We start from the raw sequence: 20,544 nt of genomic DNA, 5'->3' as shown, positions 1-20,544 counted from the left end.
GGCGCGGTCAGCGGCGCCACGGCGGCGCGATGCGGAGCCGGGTGAGGCGGCCCGCCTTGACGAGCGCGAAGCGCACCCGCTCCTCGTCCCGGAGCTTCGCCCGGATCTCGTAGACGCCGTCCTTCGGCGCGAGCGGCAGCTTGGCGCTGCCGGTGCCCACCTTCCGCCCGTCCACGAAGAGCGTGTCGCCCGACCCGGCGATCACCTCCAGCATGCCGTGCCCCTCGGGGACCTTGTGCTCGGCGGCGAGCGGCAGATCCTCGGGGAGCACGGGGTTGGCCGTCGTCTCGCCGATCGGTCCGGCGGCCGCCACGGCCGGCGGCGCTGCGGCAGCGCCCGCCGTGGCGGCGGCGGCCGCCGCGGCAGCGCCCGGCGTCGCGGCGACCTGAACCTCTGCCGCTGACGGGCTCGGCGGCTGGGCGGGCGGCGGGGCGCTCTGCAGCTCGTGATCGCGCGACAGCCGCGCGGCCACCGCGAACACGAACGCCGCCACCGCGAAGAGGACCCACATGGTCATGCGGTTGTCGCGGGCGGGCGGCGGCGGCGTGGGCACGTAGGCGGACGGCCGGCGCACCCGGCGCGGCGTGGGCGACTCGTCGACGGAGGGCGCGGGGGCCGACGCCGCGCCTCGCGCTGCGGAGGGCACGGGCGCCCTCAGCGCCGTGGGCGCCGGAGCCGGCTCCTCGGCGACCGGGGGCGGCGGGAGCGAGCCGAGCGTGACGAGCCGCTCGGGCCTCGGGTACTCCAGCGCGGGCAACGTGGCGTCCGGCTGGCGCGGCGCCGGCCGGACGCCCGCCACGGCCGGCGTCGCGCTCGCGAGGGTCGCGGCCTCGGCCGGCGGGGTCCATGTCGCGCGCGCGCTGACCACATCGCCCTGGATCTCTGCGAAATCACTCGGAATTTTGGCGCTCGCCAGCGCCCTCGCCTCCGCCCTGAGCACGCTCGCAACCGCGACGGTCTCGTCGTCGCCGTCGACCGACACCACCGGGATGGACGCCGCCGAGCCGGGCGCTGACACCACCGACATCACCGGGATCGAAGCCGCCGAGCTGGGCGAGGACACCGCCGAGATCGGCGCCACCGAGCCGGGCACCACCGTGAGCTGGTCCTCGGCGAGCTCGACCGGGGCGCGCGATGACGCGGCGGCGTCGCCGCCGAGCTCCGGCAGCAGCGCCACGACCGGAGCAGCCTGCTCCGGGGCGCGTCGCACGCCGCGGAGCGTCTCCTCCTCGTGGATCACGGCGGGCGAGAGCAGGTCCTCTCCCTCGCGGCCGATCACGCGCCGCACGCCGCCGCGCGCCGCGACGTCGTTCAGCACGTCCTCGACGAGGCTCGCGGCGAACTCACCCGAGGTGATCACCGATCGCGGCGAGGTCCCCCGGGCGAGCGCCTTCAGGAGCGCCCGCGCCGGCTCGGGCGTCGCGTCGATGGTGGCGCCCATCCCCTCCAGATCGAGGATGACGCGCTCGGCTCGCATGAGGGGCGGCCCGTGGAGCAGCCGCTGTGCCGCCCGCGCCGCGGCGATCGCGGGCACGAGCTGCTCTGCGAGCGTCCCCTCGAACCCGGGGCGCGGCGGCGCCTCGAGCTCGCCCTCCGGCGCGGACGCCACCGCGAAGCGGCCGGAGCCGACGCCGAGCAGCGCCGCGAGCACCGCGGGGCCGCGATGGAACGTCCCGTCCTGCGCCGTCCGGGTCGCGCCGGCGGGGCGGCCGTCCTTGATCAGCACCTCGTACAGGAACGCGGCGTCGCGCACCGACACGAGCGCGTCAGGCCGGCGCGCGCACGCGAGCGACAGCAGCGTCCGCGTCGTCATGCCGTCGAGCCGCCCGCGGACCTCACCGCCGGTCGCGATGCGCTCGGCCACGCGCCGCCTGCCCCGCAGGACCTCGTTCACCCGCTGCACGAAGGCCGCGGCGCTCGCCTCCTTGCGGAGGTAGCCGTCGGCCTGGGCGCCGAGCTCGCGGAGCCGCTGGAGCAGGTCTTCCTTCCAGGACAGCAGGATGACCGGCACGTCGCGCAGCGCCACGTCGCGCTTGAGCGCCCGGCAGAGGGCGAAGCCGTCGAGGCGCGGCATGAGCACGTCGCTCACGACCAGATCCGGCGTCGTCTGGTACGCGAGGTCGAGCGCCCGCGCCCCGTCGTGCGCCTCGTGCACGTTCGCCCCCGCGGCCCGGAGCACGCCGGCGAGGAACCACGTCACCGCCGGATCGTCGTCCGCGACCACGATGTCCATCGCGTCGAGCGCCGCGTCGACCGGCGCCGCGGCGGACGCGGCGATCCCGCGCGCCGGCGCCTTCGCGCGGATCTCGCTGTGCAGCCTCGATCGGTCGCCCTCGGGCGCGCTCGGCGCGGTCATCCACGGCGCGAGCGGCAGCGCGCCCTCCGGACCGTTCGACGAGAACCGCACGCCGCCGTGCGAGCGGATCGTCACGAGATCGCGGATGCGCGCCACCGCGCCCCAGAGCGCCGCGAGGACCTCGGCGCCGTCGCCGAGATCCACGTGCTCCCCGCGGCTCCTCGGCTCGGCGGCGTCGCAGAGCCCGCGGCGCAGCTCCTCGGCGAGGCGCGCCCCGAGCTCGTCGAGGCTGACGGCCCCGAGCGGCCCGCGCGCGGCGCGCGTGTCGTCAGAGCGCACGCAGATCGCCGCGGCCTCCGCGGCGGCGCGCCGGAGCGCGTCGGGTGACGCCGGCTTCGCGAGCGCGCGCGCGGCGCCGAGCGCAATGTACGGGGCCGCGTCCTCCGGTCGGGCGAAGCGCCCGACGGCGACGACCGGGCAGAGCTCGGTCAGCGGGTCGGCGGCGAGCGCCTCCGCGAGCCCGCGCGCGCCCGGCAGATCCGCGTCGAGCAGGACCACGTCCGGCGCGAAGGCGCGCGCCAGATCGATCGCCGTGTCCACGTCGTCGGTGCGCTCCACCTCGAACGACGGCCCGGCGCCGGCGCTCCCCGGATCGAGCGCCCCGGCGAGCGGCGCGCCGCCCACGACCAGCACCGTGATCGACGCCGCGAGCGACGCGGCCTCCGGCGCCTCGGCGGAGAGCGCCTGCTCCGCGCTGCGCGGCGAGGACGCGCGCGCGCTCGCCTCCTCGTCGTCATCGAGCGTGAGCGGCTCGGCGACGAGCGCGCGCCCATGGCTCACGCCCGCGATCCAGGTCGTGCTCTTGCCCTGCGCGGCGCCTGCGTCCGCGGCCTCCTGCCCGGCGCAGCGCGCGCTCGCCGGTCCGGCAGCGTGCGCGCGCTGCGCCACCGCCTGCGCGCGCGGCGCCTCCACCTGCTCGCCGATCGCCGACTGCCCCCATGCCAGGGCGGGCAGCTCCTCGAGCATCTTCCGCAGCGCCGCGGTGACCTCGCCGCTCGGCCGGCCGCCGCTCGGGCCGATGAGCTGCGACTCTCCTTCGGCGAGCCGCTCGGCGACGCGCGCGAAGCGCAGGAGCCGCGCCCCGGCGCTGAGCGAGTGCAGGCGCCGCTTCAGCTCCTCCGCGAGCCGCGGCGCATCGTCGTCCGCCTCGATCCGCCGGACCATCGTGCGGAGCTCGGCCACGCGGCGACCCAGGTTCGCCACGAACTCGGCCCGCGCCCCGCCCAGCCGCTCGTGCCGAGCCTCGCCCGCTGCATTGCTCCGCGGCCCCGCGTGCTCCACCGCCCTCGATCCTACGCCCATTGGCGGTCCCGTATCACAGGAGGATCGGACACCCGAACTTCTCGGCGATCGAGCCCGCGCGGTCACCGGGCCAGGGCGCCGGCGTCACCTCATTGAGCGCCCAGCTCCGCGGCGATCTGCTCCCGGACCCAGGCCCCTGCGGCCTGCGTGCCGAGCGTGCCGCCGACATCGGCCGTGCACTTCCCCTGGTCGAGCGCCTGGGAGACCCAGCGCTCGATGCGGCGCTCCTCCTCGGGCCACCCGAGGTGGGCGAGGAGCAGCCCGGCGGTGAGCATCGCCGCGAACGGGTTCGCCACGTCCTTGCCGGCGAGCGGCGGCGCCGACCCGTGGACCGGCTCGAACAGCGCGACCCGCGCCGGATCGGACGCGTGCACGTTCGCGCTCGCGGCCATGCCGAGCCCGCCCTGCAGCGCCGCGCCGAGATCGGTCACGATGTCGCCGAACAGGTTGTTCGTCACGATCACCTGGAACTGCGACGGATCCTGGATGAGGTACAGGCACAGGGCGTCCACGTAGACGTGGTTCGACTGGATCTCGGGGTACTGGGCGCGCACCTCGTGAAAGACCCGCAGCCACAGCTCGTGCGCGTGCCGCATCGCGTTCGACTTGTCCGCCATCGTGACCCGCGTCCGCCCGCTCGCGCGCGCGTAGTCGAAGGCCGCGCGGATGATCCGCTCGACCCCCTTCCTCGTATTTACGTCCTCATTGATCGCGACCTCGTCGGGGGTACCTCGCTTGAACTGGCCGCCCATCCCCACGTAGATGCCCTCGGTGTTCTCGCGGAACACGACGAAGTCGATGTCCTTCGCCGCGCGGCCCTTGAGCGGGACGAGCCGGTCGGACAGCGCCCGGACGGGCCTCACGTTGGCGTAGAGGTCGTAACCGAAGCGCATCCCGAAGAGGATGTCGCGCGCGTGCTCGAGGTTCGGCACGCGGGGATCGCCGAGCGCGCCGAGGAGCACCGCCGAGCACTCGCGCTGGATCGCCACCTGGATCTGGTTCGGGAAGGTCGTCCCGTCACGCAGGTACCTGTCGGCGCCGAGGTCGAGCTCCCAGAGGTCGATCGGCAGCCCGGCGCGGGCCTGGTAGAGCTCGAGCAGGAGCCTGGCCTCCGCGGTGACGGACGGGCCGATGCCGTCGCCGCCGATGATCGCGATCTTCTTCTTCTTTCCGGTTGCCACGGGGTTGCGTTCCAGGCTCAGCCGAGCGCGCGTTCGACCGGCACGTACTCCAGCCGGTGGGTTGCGGCGACGGGGCCGTAGGTCACGTGTCCGCCGTGGGTGTTGATGCCGAGCGCCACCGCCTGGTCGGCCCTGGCGGCGGCGGCGATGCCCTGGTTGGCGATCGCCACCGCATAGCCGATCGTCGTGTTCGTCAGCGCCCAGGTGCTCGTGTGCGACACCGCGCCGGGCATGTTGGCGACGCAGTAGTGGACGACCCCGTGCACCTCGTAGGTCGGGTTGTCGTGGGTCGTCGGTCGGCACGTCGCGATGCAGCCCCCCTGATCCACGGCGACGTCGACCACGACGGTCCCCTTCTCCATGCAGCGGATGTGGTCCTCGGTCACGAGCAGGGGCGCCTTGGCGCCGGGCACGAGCACCGCGCCGATCACGAGATCGGCCCGCTCGCACATCGTCTCGATGTTCTCCGCGTTGGAGTAGAGCGTCTCGATCGCGCCGCCGAACACGTCCTCGAGGTAGCTCATCGTCTCGGCGCGCACGTCGAGCACGGTGACCTGCGCCCCCATGCCGACCGCGATGGTCGCCGCGTTCCGCCCGACCACGCCGCCGCCGAGGATCGTCACGCGGCCGCGCCGCGTCCCCGGCACGCCGCCGAGGAGCACGCCCTTGCCGCCCCGCTCCTTCTCGAGGCACGAGGCGCCGACCTGGACCGCCATCCTGCCGGCCACCTCGCTCATGGGACGGAGCAGCGGCAGCGAGCCGTCCTCGTGCTGGATCGTCTCGTACGCGATGCCGGTCACGCCGCGCCTGGTGAGCTCCCTCGTGAGATCGGGCTCGGCGGCCAGGTGCAGGTAGGTATAGAGGAGAAGACCCTGGCGGAAGTGGCCGTACTCGGAGGGGAGCGGCTCCTTCACCTTCACGACCATGTCGGCGCTCCACGCCTCCGCTGCCGATCGTGCGATGACGGCGCCCGCCCGCACGTAGGCTTCGTCCGAGAGCCCGCTGCCCTCGCCGGCGCCGGACTCCACGAGGACCCTGTGCCCGTGCCCCACCATGGCCCGGATGCCCGCGGGGGTCATGCCGACGCGGTACTCACGTGTCTTGATCTCCCTGGGGACTCCGATAAGCACGCTCGCTCCTCTCCTCGCCGAACTGCAGAGCGAGGCGTCTGCGACGATAGCAGAAACGCGCCCTTGCAACCCTGCAAGCCACCGATACGGAGGCTGTTTTCGAGGCGAGAAACCTCGGAAGATCCGTTCGAATCGGCCCTCGTGTCAGCTGTTCACACCCCTGCGGCGGCCTCGAGCGCGGCGCGCACCAGCAGCGTGATCTGTCCTGGAGAGGCGAGATCGAGCGGCCCCAACATGGCTTCTGCGTCGAGCAGCAGGAGCTCCAGCGCCTCGCAGTGCGCCGCCAGCGCGTCCTCCCTGGCGTCCCCGAGCCGGACGACCGCGGCCGCGCCGTGCAGGGCGAGCGCCCAGGTGGGGGCGAAGCTCTCCTCGGTGGGGAGCCCGATCAGGGCGAGCTCGACCCCGTCACCGAGCCGGATCACGCCGAGCGGCCTCGGGAGCGGCGCGTGCGGCGGCGGCTCGGCCGGGACGACGGCGTCCGCGATGCGGCGGACGGCGTGGGAGAGCATCGTCATGCGGCGCGCGCTCGCCGCGATGACGAGGTGCGGCGGCGGCGCGAAGCCCGGCCGGGCCAGGCGCGTCACAAGGGACCGGAGCACCGGAAAGTGCTCCGGCGGGGCGAACGGCGTTGTGAGGTCGGCGAGCGAGATGCGGCGGATCTTCCCGGCCGCGGTGAGCTCCATCAGGACCTCCAGGATCAGCAGATCCGGCGCGCCGATCTCGTCGAGCAGCTCGTCCAGGTTGTGCGGCATCTGGAGCAGCGCCGTGAGCTTCTCGGCCACGACCCCGCGCTCCGTCGGCTCCCCGAGCGACGAAGGCGGCGCCGTCGGGAAGCGCATCGCCTCGAGCTTGAGCGCGGTCGACTCGGCCGCGCGGAGCGTCGGCGGCGGCGGCGGCATCGATCCACCGCGGCTCCCGCGCGCCGCGCTGGTCGGCATCGGCGCGGTGATGTCGGGCACCGAGGTCGCGGCGCTCGCCTCGTCCGCCGCGACCTCGGTGCCCCCGGAGGCCGCGCCGACGTTGAAGGTCTCGTGGCTGTGGAGGGGCGGCAGGTCGAGATCGTCGCTCGACGGCTCGGTCACCAGGAAGGCCTCGCCGGCCGGCGCGAGCTCGATGCGCCGGCGCTGGACCTCGTCGACCTGGTGGAGCGCCTCCATCAGGAGCCGCGATGTCGGCACCATGAGCCGGCGCGCGCTCGTCGGCTCGCCGGGGGAGAACGCGAAGTGGCCGTCGCGCTCCCCGAGCAGCCGGTAGAGCGCCTTCTCCCCTTCGAGGAGGCGGTAGACGGCGTCGATCACCTCCCCCGCCGAGAGCCGGAGCTCGCCGGCGCCGATCGGCGTGGTGATCCCGAGGACGCCGCTCCGGCGGTTCATCGCGAGCAGCTGGAGCAGGTCGACGAGCGGCACCTGCTGGAGGTCGCCGCGGATCTCCTGCAGCGGCGTCGGCTTGGAGCCGCGCGGCGAGGCCTCGGTGATGCGCGAGACGATGTGATCGACGTCGCCACGCAGGACGTCGTCGGGGCCGAGATCGCCCTCGGCGCCGTCGACGACGAACAGGATCGGCGTGTCGGCGAGGTCGGGGACGGCGGCGAACGCGTCCGCGAGCGCGCTGTCCTCGTCGATCGCCCTGGCGGCGAGCACGACGTCGGGCCGGCGCTTGAACGCCTGCTCCACGGCCTCGAAGGCGCCGTTCGCGTTGTTCACCGTCAGGCCGCGCGCCCTCAACGCCGACGCGAGCGCGCCGAGCGCGTCCACATCCGAATCAACCAACAGCACCCTGCGAGACACTGGACGGCGCCCTCCGAGTCAGCCGAAGACCCGCAGCCCGGCCGCGCGGCCGAGCCGCTCGGCGAGGAAGTCCGCGAGCAGCGGATCGGCGGCGTGGATACCCTTCACGAAGCCCCCCTGGTTCCGCCCGACGAGGGCGTACGCGCCGTGCTCCGCGAGGACGCAGAGCGCCTCGATGTCGTCGCATCCCGGCGAAGATCGCAGGTCGAGGGCGTGCACCACCACGTCGTCGCGCGGCGAGGCCAGCAGCGCCTTCACCTGAGCGCCGAGGCTGAGCCCGTCGTGATGGGCGACAAGGATGAACACGGCCCCCCCGCGGAGCGCGTTGCGGACCACCGACGTCGTGAGCAGGACCGTATCGGACACCGACAGGTCGAGCGCCCTGGGCGCCGAGATCGCGGAGGGACCCTCGGCGCTCGGGGCCTCGCGCACGAGCAGGCTGAAGACCTCGCCGATGGTCCGCCGATCCTGGGGGATGCGGTGCATGATCGAGGACTTTGTGGCGTCGGCGCGCCGCCGGGCGATGCGAAGCAGCTGCGCGAGCCCCTGGCCGTCGTGCGGGAACGTGGCGACCCCGACGAGCAACCCCTTCGGCAAGTACCCGGCCCGCTTCTCGCTCCCGGCGACGCGCGAGAGCATCCGGCGGTGGCAGGCGTGCGCCTCCAGCCCGGCGGTCTCGGGCATGAGCAGGTGGAACTCGTTCTCGTCGACGCGGGCCAGGATGTCGGTGTCGCGCACGGCGCGGAGCAGGTGCTCGGCGACTTGACCCGGGTTGAGCGTGTTCGAGGGGGGCGGCGGCGTGGCCCGCCAGAAGGCGAGGTCGTCCGGGCGCTCCGGTACGGCCGCCGCGTCGGGCTCGATCACGATGGTGGCGATCGTGAACCGGCGGCCGTGCCGCTTGGCCTTGTCGATCTCCCGGCCGGCGACGTCGACGTAGTAGGCGAACGAGTAGGCGCTCGTCGCCGGATCCTTCATCGCGGCGCCGCCGGCCGAGCGCTCGCGTTCGCCGAGCAGGGCGAGCGCCGTCGTCGCCTGCGTGGCGAGCAGCTTGACGAGGCCGTCGAGGAGCGGAGCGCGCCGGGACGTGGAGGCGCTGCTGTCCGGGCGCCTGACCGAGGGGAACGCCGAGCTGCGACCGGGCTCCTTCTGGAGCAGGAGGTGCCCCGCCGACACCCTGCGGAGGGCGAGCGGGACGACGACCAGCTGCTCGCGCCGGGCGAAGTCGAGGATGTCTGCCTCGCTCCCGTAGGCCGGCGCGCGGTCGAGGGGCCCGGTCAGCGCCGAGCGGGCCAGCTCGGTGGAGCGCTCGCCGACCGTCAGGTACACGGCGGCCGCGGCCGCGGCGGTCGCCTCGACGAACACCTCGGCGAGCTGCTGGGCCGCCGCGTTGCGGTCGCGCGCGTCGGCGAGCTCGGCCACGCGGGCGATCCACCCGGCCGCGCGCGCGCTGCGCGCCGACTCCTGTTCGAGCTGCATCCGGAGGGCCCGCTCCGCGAAGCGCACCCGCACCGAGCCGACCGCGTTCAGCACCTCGTCTCCGCCGAGCGGCAGGAGGAAGAGCCCGGCGCCGCCGAGCGCGACCGCGTGGGCGCCCGCCTCGAGCTCTGCCCGCGTCGCCAGCGCGAAGACGGTCGCCTCGGGCGCGAGGGCCTTCAGATGGTGAACCATGGCGAGGCCCGCCCCGTCGCCGAGCCCGACATCGATGAAGGCGACGTCGGGCGCGCCGGCCTCGGCCAGGGCGATCCCCTCCGAGAGCTCGCTGGCGAGCATCAGCTCGTCCGACGTGACGACCCGCGAGAACAGCGTATGGGTCGCCTCGTCGGCGATGACGGCGAGCACCTTGAGCGAGATCTCGTGGACCGGCGCCCGGTTTGGGCTCCAGACCCCCTCGAGCGAGGTGGTCACGCGATCACCACCTCGCCCGAGAACGCCCGGCGCGCCGGGCCTTGCATGAGCAGCTCCAGGGATCCGGCGGCCACGGTCACGCGCAGCGAGCCGCCCGGCAGCACCACGCGGACGGGCGATCCGTACGGTGCGCGGCCCTGCGCGCACGCCGCGGCGGCCACGGCGCAGGCGCCCGTGCCGCACGCCAGCGTCCGGCCCACCCCGCGCTCCCAGACGGTCACGTCGATGCACGCCGCCTCGCCCGTCTCGGCCGGTCGAACGCGGCAGAACTCGACGTTGATGCCCTCGGCCGGCGTGGTCGCGACGATCGGCCCGAGCGCGTCGATCGCGTCCTCGGTGTAGGGATCGAACGTCACGGCGTGCGGGTTGCCGACGTCCACGGTGGCGAACCGGTGCTCCGCGCCGAGCGCGGTGACCGCGAGCGGCTCGCCCATGCGGGCGCGGCCCATGCCGACGAGCACGTCGAAGCGATCGCCTGCCCGGGTGACCTCGCAGCGCTTGTCGCCGGCGTCGGTCGCGATGGTGATCGCCTTCTGGGGTGTCCCTCGGGAGACGAGGTAGGCCGCGACGCAGCGGATGCCGTTGCCGCACATCTCGGGGCGGCTCCCGTCGGCGTTCCAGACGTGCATGCGGGGTCGCTCGCGATCGATGACCAGCACGCCGTCGGCGCCGACGCCGAACCGCCTGTCGCACAGGCGCCGCGCCGCCTCGGCGGTCATCGGGACCGCCTCGACGAGGATGAAGTCGTTGCCAAGACCTTCCCACTTCTCGAACCGGACGACGTTGTCCCTCATCGCTTCGCTCCGGAGAGCCGCATTCGCGCCTCGGTCTCGTTGAGCCCGCGGACGGCGACGACCTTGCTCCTGCCGCTCGCGCCGAGGGCGATCTGGATATCGCTCTGGCGCACGTCGAGCGCGCGCGCGAGCAGCTTGACGAGCTCCGCGTTGGCGGCGCCGTCGACGGGCGGCGCGGCCAGCGACACGTCGAGCGCCCCCTCGCGCACCCCGGCGATGGCCGAGCGCGACGACCTGGGGCGCACCTGGACCGAGATGCGCACGCCTTCGGCGCGCTCGGTGATCGCGAGGCGACTCCATGAACCGACGGGATCGCTCTCCTCGGGTTTGCTCATCTGGCCGTTGCCATCGTAGCGTATCTGGAGCTCACGCGTGGTTCCCGCGAGCCGCGGCAGCGTCGCTCGGCGGACGGCCACCGCGAATTTGCCGCTCGGCGGGCTGACCCGCTACTCTTTTCGACCAGGTCGTGGGCGCGGCTCGCGCAACACGATCCGGCAGGGGCGACTTGCGCCGGCGGTTCTCGATGGTCGCCGCTGATGCTCATTTCCGCGGTGGAGGCGTTTGCCATGACTGATGAAGGACAAGGGTCGGTGGCCGCGACGTCCGGCCTTGCGAGGAGGTTGTGTGCGCTCGCGCTGCTCGCGGCGTCGGGTGGTCTGCTCGCGTCCGCATGCGCCAGCAACGAGAGCAGCCTGTTCATCCGCATGCGCATGGCGCCGACGGAGGACTGCACGGTGGCCTGCGGCCCTGGCGAGGAGTTCATGACCGAGGACTCCGTCGATGCCGCGTTCAATTTAAGCCACTCGGCGACGCTCCTCGTGGGCAACCAGATCGTGCAGCGCGGCGACTCGGACGTGCTCCGCACCGAGACGTCGCGTGTCCAGCTCTACGAAGCCGAGGTCCGCGTCGCCGACCTCGCGGGCAACCCCGTGACGGAGGGGTACGTGGTTCCGATCACGGGCCTGGTCGACCCGGGGACGGGCGACGACCCCGGCTACAACTGCACCCAGGTCCTCCTGATCGACGGTGCCACGATGGATAGCCTGGGCCGCCGGTCCGCGGAGCTCGGGCGCCGCGACATCGAGGTCGTGGCGACGGTGGTGGTGCGGGGCAGGACGCTGGGCGGCCAGGAGGTCGAGACCGCCGAGTGGTCCTACCCTGTCCGGGTCTGCTTCGACTGTAGCCCGTGCGTCACACACCCGGAAAACTGCTGCACAGGCTCCACGGAGAAGGTGTGCCAGGAACTCGACGAGATCGAGCGTACCTGCTCCGGCAGGCGGGGCCCGATTGACTGCCGCGACCTGGGTACGACCTGCGAGGACTACAAAGCCAGGCGCCTGTAGCGCCGTGCCCCGGCGATCCCGCCGGGGATGGCTGGCGGGTGGAGCCAGGAGCCCTCCCCCGGGCGCTGACTCGAAGCGCCGTCACGGCGTCGCTTCAGCGCGGCGCACCGGGGCTGCCTCGGGTGACGGTCCCTTCATCGCATTGAACAGATAGACGAACGGGAGGCCGAGCAGCGCGAGGTCGACCTGGGCGGCGAGGACGACCGCGGTTTCCTTCGAGTCGCCGAGCCCGAGCCGCATCTGGGCGAGCAGCCCTGTGCTCATCGCGTAGCGCGAGTGGAAGTTGTAGCTGCGGACCCCCCAGAAGACGCCGGCGGCGATCCCCGGCTCCACGGCCTTCGCGTCGTCGCTCCACCGGCCGTACATCCCTGCGGAGAGGACCAGCGGGAACGAGTCGAGGACCGGAACGAGCGCCGAGACGCCCGCGCCGGCCTGGAGCTCGTCGAAGGCGTGGGTGAGCACCTCGGCATAGGGTCCGACGCCGAAGTCGTCGTTGGCGGTGCGGCCGAACAGGACGTCTCCCCGCAGCCCAGCGTGAAAGACGGTGGTGTCCCACAGCCGCCGTTCGAGGCCGGCGCCGGCGAGGCCGAGGGTGACGCCGGCGCTCGCCTGGGGTTCGGCGCGGGCAGTGCCGTGCACGAGGACGACCCCCAGGAGGGCGGCAATCAAGGCAGCTGGGCGGCCCGCCGTAGCCATGATGGGGCGATGCTACAGGGCGCTGCCAGGGAGCGCGCTCGAATTCTGCGATCGGCGCTGTTCAGCGCGGTTGTCCGGGGCTCGTCTCCGGGGTTTCCGGCCAGATCTCGGCGCGGGTCTCGCGGTTCGCCGGCGCTCGATCCGGCGCTCGATTGCCACGTTGGTCACGGCGCGGATCGCTCCGTTCGCACATCGCACAGTGCATGCCGCTCTGCGCGTCTGGCGGGGTTCGTGGTAGCGTCCGGGGGCTATGGCGCGCCGCACCGTGCAGCTACGGGTGGGGGGTCAGACCTACCGCGTGGTGACTTCCGCGAGCGATGAGGAGCTCCAGCGGCTCGCTGCTGTCGTGGATCAGAAGCTCGCCACCGTTGTGCCCGCCGGCCGCTCTGTGACCCCCCAGGCCATGTTGCTGGCCGCCATCGCGCTCGCGCACGACCTGGAGCAGGAGCGAACCCGGACGGCCCTGGTCGCCGGGCGCGCGCGGGATGCGTTCGGGCGGATCCTGCAGCGGGTGGACGCGGTGCTCGGCGCCGGCCCGGAATCGCCGTCTTCGGGTGAAGCGAACGGCAGCACGCCCTGAGCCGGAGCCCCTTCAACCGCCCGGGCGTCCCTGGTGACGGCCCTGCTGCTGACTGGAGATGGCATGCCTGCATCCATGGATGAAGCTCCCCTTCCCCACGCGTCGACGCCCGATGGCGTGAGTGCCCTCCGGCACCTGCAGGACGAGCTCTCCGAGCTGGAACGCGCGGGCTTGCTGCGCATGCCTGCGGCCGCCCCGCCTGTCGCCGGGATGCTGGTGCTGTGCTCCAACGACTATCTCGGCTACGCCGCTCTCCCCTGGTCCTCGGAAGGCGGGGCCGCGAGCGGTGCGGGCGCGTCCCGCCTCGTCAGCGGGACGCACGAGGCCCACTTGATGGCCGAGCGAGAGATCGCTGCGTGGCTGGAGATGGACGCGGCGCTCCTGTTCTCTTCGGGGTACGCGGCCAACGTCGGGACCGTCACCGCGCTGGCCAGGCCGGGGGATGTCATCGTCTCGGACGCCCTGAACCACGCGTCGCTGATCGACGGCTGCCGTCTGTCGGGAGCGGCGGTCGAGGTGGTTCGCCATGTTGACGTCGAGGCGGTCGAGAGCGCTCTCGTGCGCAGCCGCGGCGCTCGCTGCCGGTGGGTCGTGACCGAATCGCTCTTCAGCATGGATGGCGACAACCCCGACCTGCGCCGTCTCCGCGCGCTGTGCGACCATCACGACGCCGCGCTGGTGGTGGACGAGGCGCATGCCCTTGGCATCTGTGGGCCGCGCGGCGCTGGCCTTTGCGCCGAGACTGGCGTTCGCCCTGACGTGCTCATCGGCACGCTCGGCAAGTCGCTCGGGCTCCACGGCGCCTTCGTCGCGGGCTCCACGACGCTGCGGACCTACCTGTGGAATCGCGCCAGGAGCTTCGTTTTCTCGACCGGCATCAGCCCCATGGTGGCCCTGGCGTCGGTGGACCGCGTCCGTCGTGCCTCTGCTGACGATGCCGCTCGGGCGCGCCTGGCCATGATCACGCGCCAGCTCCGCGCGGGCCTGCACGCGCTGGGCGCCCCGCTGCTCCCGGGTTCATCGGGCCCTATCCTGCCGTGGATCTTGAAGTCGCCGGGTGCCGCGGTGGAGATGTCCCAGCGCCTCGCGCGGGAGGGCATCCTTGTCCAGGCGATCCGACCGCCGACGGTGCCGGCGGGCACCTCGCGGCTCCGCATCACGGCCAGCGCGTCCCTGTCGGAGGTCGACGTGGTGCGCGCCCTCGCAGGGTTCCGCGAGGCGCTCCGATGAGGGGCCGTCCTGTTTCACGTGAAACAGGGCAGCTCCGGGTCGCGGTGGTCGGAACGGGGACCGGGGTAGGCAAGACGCACGCATCGGTGGCGCTCGTCGCCGCGCTGGCAGCTCGCGGCGACAAGGTCTGCGGCTTGAAGCCCATCGAGTCGGGCGTGAACGGCCTCTCGACGAGCGACGCCGATCAGCTCGCCCTGGTCAGCTCGGTCCAGCCCGAGCCGGCGCCGTACCGCTTTCTGGAGCCGCTCTCGCCCCATCTGGCGGCACGCCGCTGCGCCCGAGGCATCTCGTTGGATCTCGTGGCCGCGTGGGTCGACAGGCAGCAGGCTCCCTTGGTGATCATCGAGAGCGCCGGCGCCCTCCTCTCCCCTCTGGGGCCGGGCGTGACGAACGCAGATCTCGTGCGCGCGCTCGCTCCTGACGCCGTCGTGCTTGTCGGCCTCGACCGGCTCGGCATCCTTCATGAAGTGGCCAGCTGCATGCTGGCCCTGCGCGCGCTCGCCCCTGGCCTGCCGCCAGCCCTGGTGGTGCTGAACCCGCCGGCAGCACCTGACGCATCGACCGGGACCAACACGGGGGAGCTCGAGATGCTGGGCATTGCTCGGGATGGCGTTGTGATGCCGCGTGCCCTCCCCACAGCGCCGGCGTCGCTTGCTGCCGCCGCGCTCACCTTGGCGCGACTCGGCATGTAGGAATGCGATCGCGCTCGGAGCTGCGGACGAGCGTCTGGTTCGACGTCCGCCGGGTCTCGGCCGAGGACGGTTGAATCACCCTGCTCTCCGAGGTCATCAGGCCTGCCGTCAACCTCGGGTCGAGCATGCTCATGTCGCCCAAGCTCGTCGCGGGGTGCGGGAACCCCGCCGGACTTGCCTGAGCCCCCGGCTTTCCGGCAGACGAAGCGATCGAGCGGCTTGACCGGACCGAGCGTCGCGTCCTTGGTGCGCGCCGCGAGGTTTCTCTGGTCGCGCTCGCGCTTGTCGAGCGTGGCGAGTTCCAGACAGAGCTCTGCGGGCGACATCTTGCTCTTCGTCGCGTGCGTGATGAGCGCACGGATGGCTTCCGGGGAGGCGCGGAATCCCAGGGCGCGGAGCGCCTCGGCGGGGTCATTCTCGGTCGTCATCGTAGCTTCCGAGATCGTGGGGGATGACGTCACGGTCGACGACGTGGGGCCCGAGCTCGATTGGCAGCACAGGGCGCGGGCGCGCGCGGCTCTGTTCGCACAAAATGGCCAGCGCGCCGTAGTCGTGGCTTCCCTTCTTGAGCAGGTCTTCGACCGCGACCGCGAGCACGCGGGCGCCGTAGAGGTCGAGCAGCTTGGTTGTCCGCGCCACCAGCGACCCGACATTGCGTCCGTCGGCGAGCCAGAGGCGCATGAGCGCTTCGACCTGGGGGACCTCGGCGCGGAGCCGGTCGCGCCGCTTGCCATCGCGCGCCCCCGCCTTGATGGCGAGCAACGCGGCGCGGTGCTCGGATGCTTCGATGACCTGGCCTTTCGCCCACGAGCGCGCGTGCTGCCCGACGACGCGGCCCTCGTCGAGCAGGCGCACCTCGACGTCGGTCGCGACGAGCCGCAGAGTGCGATCCGCAGCCTCAGGAAGGACCGAGTAGCGGTTGCCGTCGAAAGACACGAAGGCGGTCTTGTCCGCGGGCACGCTCGTCACGAGCTCGGTCGGGATCGTGGCGCCCGGCAGCGGCAGCAGCCGCGCCTTCTCCTCGGCGAAGACCTCCCCGACGGTCCGGTCCTTCTGGGTCGGGTGCCGGCGCTGCATCGCGACCGTCTCGAGGAAGTGGAGCAGCGCCGCGTTGCCGCTCTCGATCGAGGGGATCGTGCGCGCCGGAAAGAAGCGTGTCTTCAAGTAGCGAATCGCCCGCTCGACGCCGCCCTTGTCGGTGGGCTTGCGCACCCGGCAGGCGCGCAGCGCGACGTGCAGCTGCGAGGCGAGCTCGATGAGCTCGGTTTGGAAGCGCAGCGCGCTGCCCTCTCGCGCCGCGACGATGCTCTTCGGATTGTCGAAGAGCCACTCGTGCGTGACACCGCCGAAGTACTCTGCCGCGCGCACGAGCGAGCGGACAAGGCTCGCCGTCGTCTGCTCGAGCACGAGCTCTGCCCAGATCGCGCGCGAGTAGCGCAGCAAAAGCACGAAGCAGTAGAGCGGGCGCACCCCGCCGGCGACGCGGAGCTTGCCGACGTGGGCCCACTCGATCTGCGACTGCTCGCCCGCAAGCGTCTCGATGCGCAGGTAGACCTCGTGCCTTGGCGCCGGACGATTCAGGAGCACGAAGCGCCGGAGCGTCCGGATGCTGCCGGTGTAGCCGCGCTCGACGATCATGTCGTACAGGCGTGTCGCGACCAGCGTCGGATGAAGATCGAGCGTGCTCAGCACAAAGCCCTGATAGGCGTCGAGCACGCTCGGGCGCGGCCCCCCGTCCTTCGGCGAGGGGCCGTGGGGACCGACGACACGGTCCACGACGTCGTGGTGCAGGCCGAGCTGCTCCGCGATCGTGCCCTTCTTCCAGTGCTCGCTGAAGTAGAGACGGCGGATCTCGGCCTCGGTCTGTCGATCGATCGTCATCGCGACCACTCCCACGACAGTTGCCTCAGGTCACGGAAGTCGCCCGGCAGCCGCAGGGCGCGCGCCGCGCGACGACGGGCGGGTGACACGCGTGCAGCCACGCCTACCTCGTAAAAGACGTTGCGCTCGCCGTAGCCGAGGCCGTCGAGGAGGCCGAGCTCGCACGACGAGGTCGATTGCTCGTCCACACACAGCACAACGCAGAGCCGCTCTCCCACAAAGAGCGAGAGCCCTTCGAGCAACGTCGCCGCCGCGCGCGGGTGGACGAGCGGCGCCGGCGGCAGGATCACCTTGCCGATGTCCTTCGGTCCCTGCGTGATGAGCAGGCGCGTGCGCGTCGGCTCCGGGGACAATCTCACCATCGTCGTATCCATCGATTGCATCTCCTGCCGAGTGCGACGCGGCCGGTGTGTCTGCGGTGGGCGCGCTCTCGGGCGGAGCGACGGTGACCTCAAAGGCCAACTTCTCGGCAGCCTGATCCGTCACGCAGCGAGGCGAAGGCGGCGGCGGGGTCTCGCTGCCGCCTTCGCGCGCGGCGGCGTGCTCGGCGGCACGCTCGGCCTCGCGGCGCCTCTCCCGGTACACCCGGTTGTGGTCGCGATGATCGGCGCGCCCCCACGCTGTCACGCCGACGCCCGCAATTTTACGGGCGGGCTATCTCCGGGGGCCAGTTCGCGTCCAATTTCCGCGGATCCGGGTGGCCACCTACAGGGTCCGGTTCTCACCGCGCGCACTCACCTGCCCCGCCTCCTCGCTGCGACCGAAAGACTCCGCCGAGCGCACAGGATGAGCTTGCTCTCGACGCCGAAAGCTCTCGCGCACGTGTCCGGGTGGCCAACCCCGAAGCGGCCCTCTCACCGGGACGAATCGGCAGAAGTGCAGCCGAGCCCGGCGGTGTTGCTGCTCCTCGACTGAAAGCGTCGGCGTCTCGGACGCTTGCCTCTCACGAGCCCGGTGCGGCACCCCGGCTCACTCATCGTTTCAGCGCGAGTCGCCGCTGTCGGGCACGATGGGCTCAGCAGCCAGCAGACGAGGGCGACGACCTTGTTTCACGTGAAACTGCCCGGGCTGCTTCCTCGCCGGCTCAGGTCGACTCGGTGACGACCCGACCCCGCTCCAGCACGAGACGAGCGGCAGCTCGATGCCGGAAGACGTCCGGCTCGTGCGAGACCACAACCACAGCGGCGCCCCGCGCGACCTCCGCGTCCACGACCGTGAGGAGCCGCGCGACACCAGAGCGGTCCAGGCCCGTCGTGGGCTCGTCCAGCAAGACCAGGGAGGGATGGTGAACCAGCGCTCGCGCGAGCGCGATGCGCTGCCGCTGGCCGCGCGAGCACGTGCGCAGCGGTCGCAACGCGAAGGTCCCCAGCTCGAAGCGCTCCTCCGCGCGGCGCCACGCCTCGTGCGCGTCCAGACCATGGAAACCGGCCGCCAGCTCGACGTTCTGCCGGCCGGAAAGATCGGGGTACGCCAGCGACTCGTGCGACAACCAGCCGATGGTGCGGCGAACCAGCCCCGCGTCGTCCCCCAGCGGCTCGTAGGTGACAGCACCCGACGTGGGACGAATCACGGTGCCCAGGATGCCGAGCAGCGTCGACTTGCCTGATCCGTTCGCCCCCTCGATGAGGGTCAACCGCCCCGACTCGACGGTCGCGCTCACGCCACGCAGCGCCGCCGTCGTTCCGTACGTCTTCACGACGCCACGCGCCACCACGCGCTCGATCGCATCCACTGCGCTCACCTCGCTTCTGCGCTCCACACCGCGGTCAGCTCTGGCCGCCGCCTCGCGTGCGACCTTCACCCCGAACGACGGTGGTCATGTCCTCCGGGAACGCAGGCGGATCAACCAGGGTCGCCTCCGTATCGTCCGAGAGATCCGTGCCCCGATCGAGCGGGGGCAGCGACGGGATCGTCGGACGATCCTCCGCCTCGTCGTCCCGGAACTGTCCGTCCACCACCTCGGCGACCGGCTCGCTCCGCCTGCGTACAGCGCCCCGGTCGCTCGATGCGCCGATCGCCGGTGGCGACCACGCGCTGTGACGCAGCTGGACCCCGTTGCCGCCGTCCGTGACTCGAGGTCCCTTCCTCGCCGCCTCCGGCTCAGGGTGAGCGCCCGCGACGACGAATCGACCAGGATCGCCGGTGTCCTGCTCGCCCCCAAGCCGCGCGAACGTCATCGTCCCATCGTCGTTCCGATCCTCGACGATGCTCTGGACCGCCACGCCCTCCAGCCGGCGCTTCTGTGACATAGGGACCTGGTTCTTGAACCGCCGCAGCGCCATCTGGAACTCCCGGGCGCTCTGGAAGCGCTCCTCGCGCTCCTTCGCCAAGGCGCGATCCACAAGGCGCGAGAGCCCGGGCGGCGTCGTCGGATCGAGCGCTGTCACAGGGCGGTGCCAGAGCGTCAGGATCTGGACGAGCAGCGCGTTGTAATTGCGCGCCACGAACGGGCGCTGGCCGGTCAGCGCCTCGTAGAGGATCACGCCCACAGCCCATAGATCGAGCCGGTGGTCAAGCTCCGCGTCCCCTCGAGCCTGCTCGGGCGCCATGTAGTACGGCGTGCCCATCACCATGCCGGTGCGGGTCAGATCCATCGCCATCCCATCCATTCCGGACGCCCGGGAGATGCCGAAATCGAGCAGCTTGGCAACCGGCAACATGCCGGCACGCTCCGAAAGGAAGATGTTCTCCGGCTTCAGGTCACGGTGGACAATCCCCCGCTCATGTGCCGTCACCAGCGCCGAGAGCACCTGAAGCATGATGTCTACGAGCTCGCTCGGCGGCACGACCCGGCAGCGCTCGAGACGCTGCGCCAGGGTCTCACCGTGCAGGCGTTCCATCACAAGGTAGGGGCTGCCGTCATAGAGCCACCCCATGTCGTAGACCTCGCAGATGTTCGGATGACCGATCCGCCCCGCGACCCGCGCCTCGTGCTCCAATCTGGAGATCGCCTCGTGCTTCTGGGTCTCCCGCGGATGCATCACCTTGACGGCAACCAGCCGACCGATCTGGAGGTGCTCGGCCTCGTAGACCGCGCCCATGCCGCCCTCCCCGATGATGGCGGTGACCCCGTACTTGTCGCCGATCACGTGGCCGAGCAGCGAGCGCCCCGACGACGCACCCACCCGATGGCTCTCCGACCACGCTTCGATCCGCGCGTCATCCGCACGGACAGGCGGCGGTGCGCGCGACGCCACGGCGCGCTGCTCGGGACGCGGCGCCGGCGCGCCGCGCGTGGCTGAGCTCGGCCCCCCCCTCGGCGACGGAGGCGCCGACCTCGATGAAGGCGGCGCTCCCCCCGGGGGCGGCAGTCCGCTCGATGCGGGAGCCGCCGATCTCGGCGGCGCAGCCGGCCGTGGAACGGGCTGCAACGGAGCCGCAGCAGCCCGCCCACCGGACGACGAGGGCGCCTCGCACGACGCAACCACGAGCCCGGTCGCCGGACACACGACCGCCGCACCGTCGTGGTGGTTACCGCAGTGGATGCACCGCACCGAACTCAAGTCCGTACATTTTGCAATACTCCATCCGGGTGCTGCTCGGAACTGCACAGCGCATCAGGTCAACGCGTGCCCCGTCGCGCTCGGTTCTACATTCCCGCACCCACCCCGGGGATCTTGGGGATAACCCCGTCGGGAACCCTGGGGGCAAAACGGGGGAGACTCGC

16 protein-coding genes are annotated in these 20,544 nt (G+C 72.3%); 4 read left to right on the top strand and 12 right to left on the bottom strand.

Going from position 1 to position 20,544, the window contains the following annotated elements; genetic code table 11:
- Positions 1–7: 7 nt before the first annotated feature.
- The 7 genes from WMF28_RS40855 to WMF28_RS40825 all read right to left on the bottom strand — a co-directional run bounded on the left by WMF28_RS40855 (position 8) and on the right by WMF28_RS40825 (position 10,790).
- Positions 8–3,658 (bottom strand): response regulator, encoded by a 3,651-nt coding sequence (locus WMF28_RS40855; protein ID WP_437599138.1) that lies wholly within the window; start codon positions 3,656–3,658, stop codon positions 8–10.
- Positions 3,659–3,747: 89 nt separating this feature from the next.
- Entirely contained in the window at positions 3,748–4,839 is a 1,092-nt protein-coding gene (locus WMF28_RS40850; protein WP_437599137.1) for an isocitrate/isopropylmalate dehydrogenase family protein, read from the bottom strand.
- Positions 4,840–4,856: 17 nt separating this feature from the next.
- Complete coding sequence (ald, locus tag WMF28_RS40845) at positions 4,857–5,969, bottom strand: alanine dehydrogenase (protein ID WP_437599136.1); 1,113 nt, start codon at positions 5,967–5,969, stop codon at positions 4,857–4,859.
- A 152-nt stretch (positions 5,970–6,121) separates the two neighbouring features.
- The gene (locus tag WMF28_RS40840) at positions 6,122–7,738 is read right to left on the bottom strand and encodes a DUF4388 domain-containing protein (RefSeq protein WP_437599135.1); all 1,617 of its coding nucleotides are present in this window, start codon (positions 7,736–7,738) and stop codon (positions 6,122–6,124) included.
- Positions 7,739–7,774: 36 nt separating this feature from the next.
- Positions 7,775–9,661 (bottom strand): diguanylate cyclase domain-containing protein, encoded by a 1,887-nt coding sequence (locus WMF28_RS40835; RefSeq protein ID WP_437599133.1) that lies wholly within the window; start codon positions 9,659–9,661, stop codon positions 7,775–7,777.
- Positions 9,658–10,455, bottom strand: coding sequence for a diaminopimelate epimerase (dapF, locus tag WMF28_RS40830; RefSeq protein ID WP_437599132.1), 798 nt, complete (start codon positions 10,453–10,455; stop codon positions 9,658–9,660). Before dapF ends, WMF28_RS40835 begins: the two co-directional genes overlap by 4 nt.
- Positions 10,452–10,790, bottom strand: a complete 339-nt coding sequence (locus WMF28_RS40825) for a DUF167 domain-containing protein (RefSeq protein WP_437599131.1) — start codon at positions 10,788–10,790, stop codon at positions 10,452–10,454. Before WMF28_RS40825 ends, dapF begins: the two co-directional genes overlap by 4 nt.
- A gap of 201 nt (positions 10,791–10,991) precedes the next feature.
- Here WMF28_RS40825 and WMF28_RS40820 point away from each other — a divergent pair, with 201 nt between their 5' ends.
- Positions 10,992–11,798 carry a hypothetical protein gene (locus tag WMF28_RS40820; RefSeq protein WP_437599130.1) on the top strand — a complete coding sequence of 269 codons (807 nt, stop codon included), beginning with the start codon at positions 10,992–10,994 and terminating at the stop codon, positions 11,796–11,798.
- A gap of 81 nt (positions 11,799–11,879) precedes the next feature.
- Here the strand turns inward: WMF28_RS40820 and WMF28_RS40815 are convergent, their stop codons facing one another.
- Entirely contained in the window at positions 11,880–12,494 is a 615-nt protein-coding gene (locus WMF28_RS40815; RefSeq protein WP_437599129.1) for a hypothetical protein, read from the bottom strand.
- Positions 12,495–12,744: 250 nt separating this feature from the next.
- Between WMF28_RS40815 and zapA the strand changes: the two genes are divergently transcribed.
- The 3 genes from zapA to bioD all read left to right on the top strand — a co-directional run bounded on the left by zapA (position 12,745) and on the right by bioD (position 14,996).
- Positions 12,745–13,074 (top strand): cell division protein ZapA, encoded by a 330-nt coding sequence (gene zapA / locus WMF28_RS40810; RefSeq protein ID WP_437599128.1) that lies wholly within the window; start codon positions 12,745–12,747, stop codon positions 13,072–13,074.
- A gap of 75 nt (positions 13,075–13,149) precedes the next feature.
- Complete coding sequence (locus WMF28_RS40805; RefSeq protein WP_437599127.1) at positions 13,150–14,304, top strand: aminotransferase class I/II-fold pyridoxal phosphate-dependent enzyme; 1,155 nt, start codon at positions 13,150–13,152, stop codon at positions 14,302–14,304.
- Entirely contained in the window at positions 14,301–14,996 is a 696-nt protein-coding gene (bioD, locus tag WMF28_RS40800; RefSeq protein WP_437599126.1) for an ATP-dependent dethiobiotin synthetase BioD, read from the top strand. Before WMF28_RS40805 ends, bioD begins: the two co-directional genes overlap by 4 nt.
- 411 nt (positions 14,997–15,407) lie before the next feature.
- On the opposite strand, the gene istA is transcribed toward bioD, so the two are convergent.
- From istA to WMF28_RS40780, 4 genes are all read right to left on the bottom strand, one after another.
- Positions 15,408–16,877 carry an IS21 family transposase gene (istA, locus tag WMF28_RS40795; RefSeq protein ID WP_437599125.1) on the bottom strand — a complete coding sequence of 490 codons (1,470 nt, stop codon included), beginning with the start codon at positions 16,875–16,877 and terminating at the stop codon, positions 15,408–15,410.
- Positions 16,874–17,239, bottom strand: coding sequence for a hypothetical protein (locus WMF28_RS40790; protein WP_437599124.1), 366 nt, complete (start codon positions 17,237–17,239; stop codon positions 16,874–16,876). The genes istA and WMF28_RS40790 overlap by 4 nt, the downstream gene beginning before the upstream one ends.
- 722 nt (positions 17,240–17,961) lie before the next feature.
- The gene (locus WMF28_RS40785) at positions 17,962–18,678 is read right to left on the bottom strand and encodes an ATP-binding cassette domain-containing protein (RefSeq protein ID WP_437599122.1); all 717 of its coding nucleotides are present in this window, start codon (positions 18,676–18,678) and stop codon (positions 17,962–17,964) included.
- Positions 18,644–20,002: a serine/threonine-protein kinase gene (locus WMF28_RS40780; protein WP_437599121.1), complete on the bottom strand. Its 1,359-nt coding sequence runs from the start codon at positions 20,000–20,002 to the stop codon at positions 18,644–18,646. Before WMF28_RS40780 ends, WMF28_RS40785 begins: the two co-directional genes overlap by 35 nt.
- Positions 20,003–20,544: the final 542 nt, after the last annotated feature.

The organism is Sorangium sp. So ce590 (assembly GCF_051521365.1).
In the GTDB taxonomy this organism is placed as follows: Bacteria; Myxococcota_A; Polyangia; order Polyangiales; family Polyangiaceae; genus Sorangium.
This window is presented reverse-complemented; position numbering and strand designations above follow the sequence as displayed.

Coding starts and splice junctions, on each gene's coding strand:
- WMF28_RS40820 (WP_437599130.1), top strand. CDS start 10,992: ATGCTCATTTCCGCGGTGGAGGCGTTTGCCATGACTGATGAAGGACAA.
- WMF28_RS40815 (WP_437599129.1), bottom strand. CDS start 12,494: ATGGCTACGGCGGGCCGCCCAGCTGCCTTGATTGCCGCCCTCCTGGGG.
- bioD (WP_437599126.1), top strand. CDS start 14,301: ATGAGGGGCCGTCCTGTTTCACGTGAAACAGGGCAGCTCCGGGTCGCG.
- WMF28_RS40855 (WP_437599138.1), bottom strand. CDS start 3,658: ATGGGCGTAGGATCGAGGGCGGTGGAGCACGCGGGGCCGCGGAGCAAT.
- dapF (WP_437599132.1), bottom strand. CDS start 10,455: ATGAGGGACAACGTCGTCCGGTTCGAGAAGTGGGAAGGTCTTGGCAAC.
- WMF28_RS40825 (WP_437599131.1), bottom strand. CDS start 10,790: ATGAGCAAACCCGAGGAGAGCGATCCCGTCGGTTCATGGAGTCGCCTC.
- WMF28_RS40805 (WP_437599127.1), top strand. CDS start 13,150: ATGGATGAAGCTCCCCTTCCCCACGCGTCGACGCCCGATGGCGTGAGT.
- WMF28_RS40790 (WP_437599124.1), bottom strand. CDS start 17,239: ATGGTGAGATTGTCCCCGGAGCCGACGCGCACGCGCCTGCTCATCACG.
- zapA (WP_437599128.1), top strand. CDS start 12,745: ATGGCGCGCCGCACCGTGCAGCTACGGGTGGGGGGTCAGACCTACCGC.
- istA (WP_437599125.1), bottom strand. CDS start 16,877: ATGACGATCGATCGACAGACCGAGGCCGAGATCCGCCGTCTCTACTTC.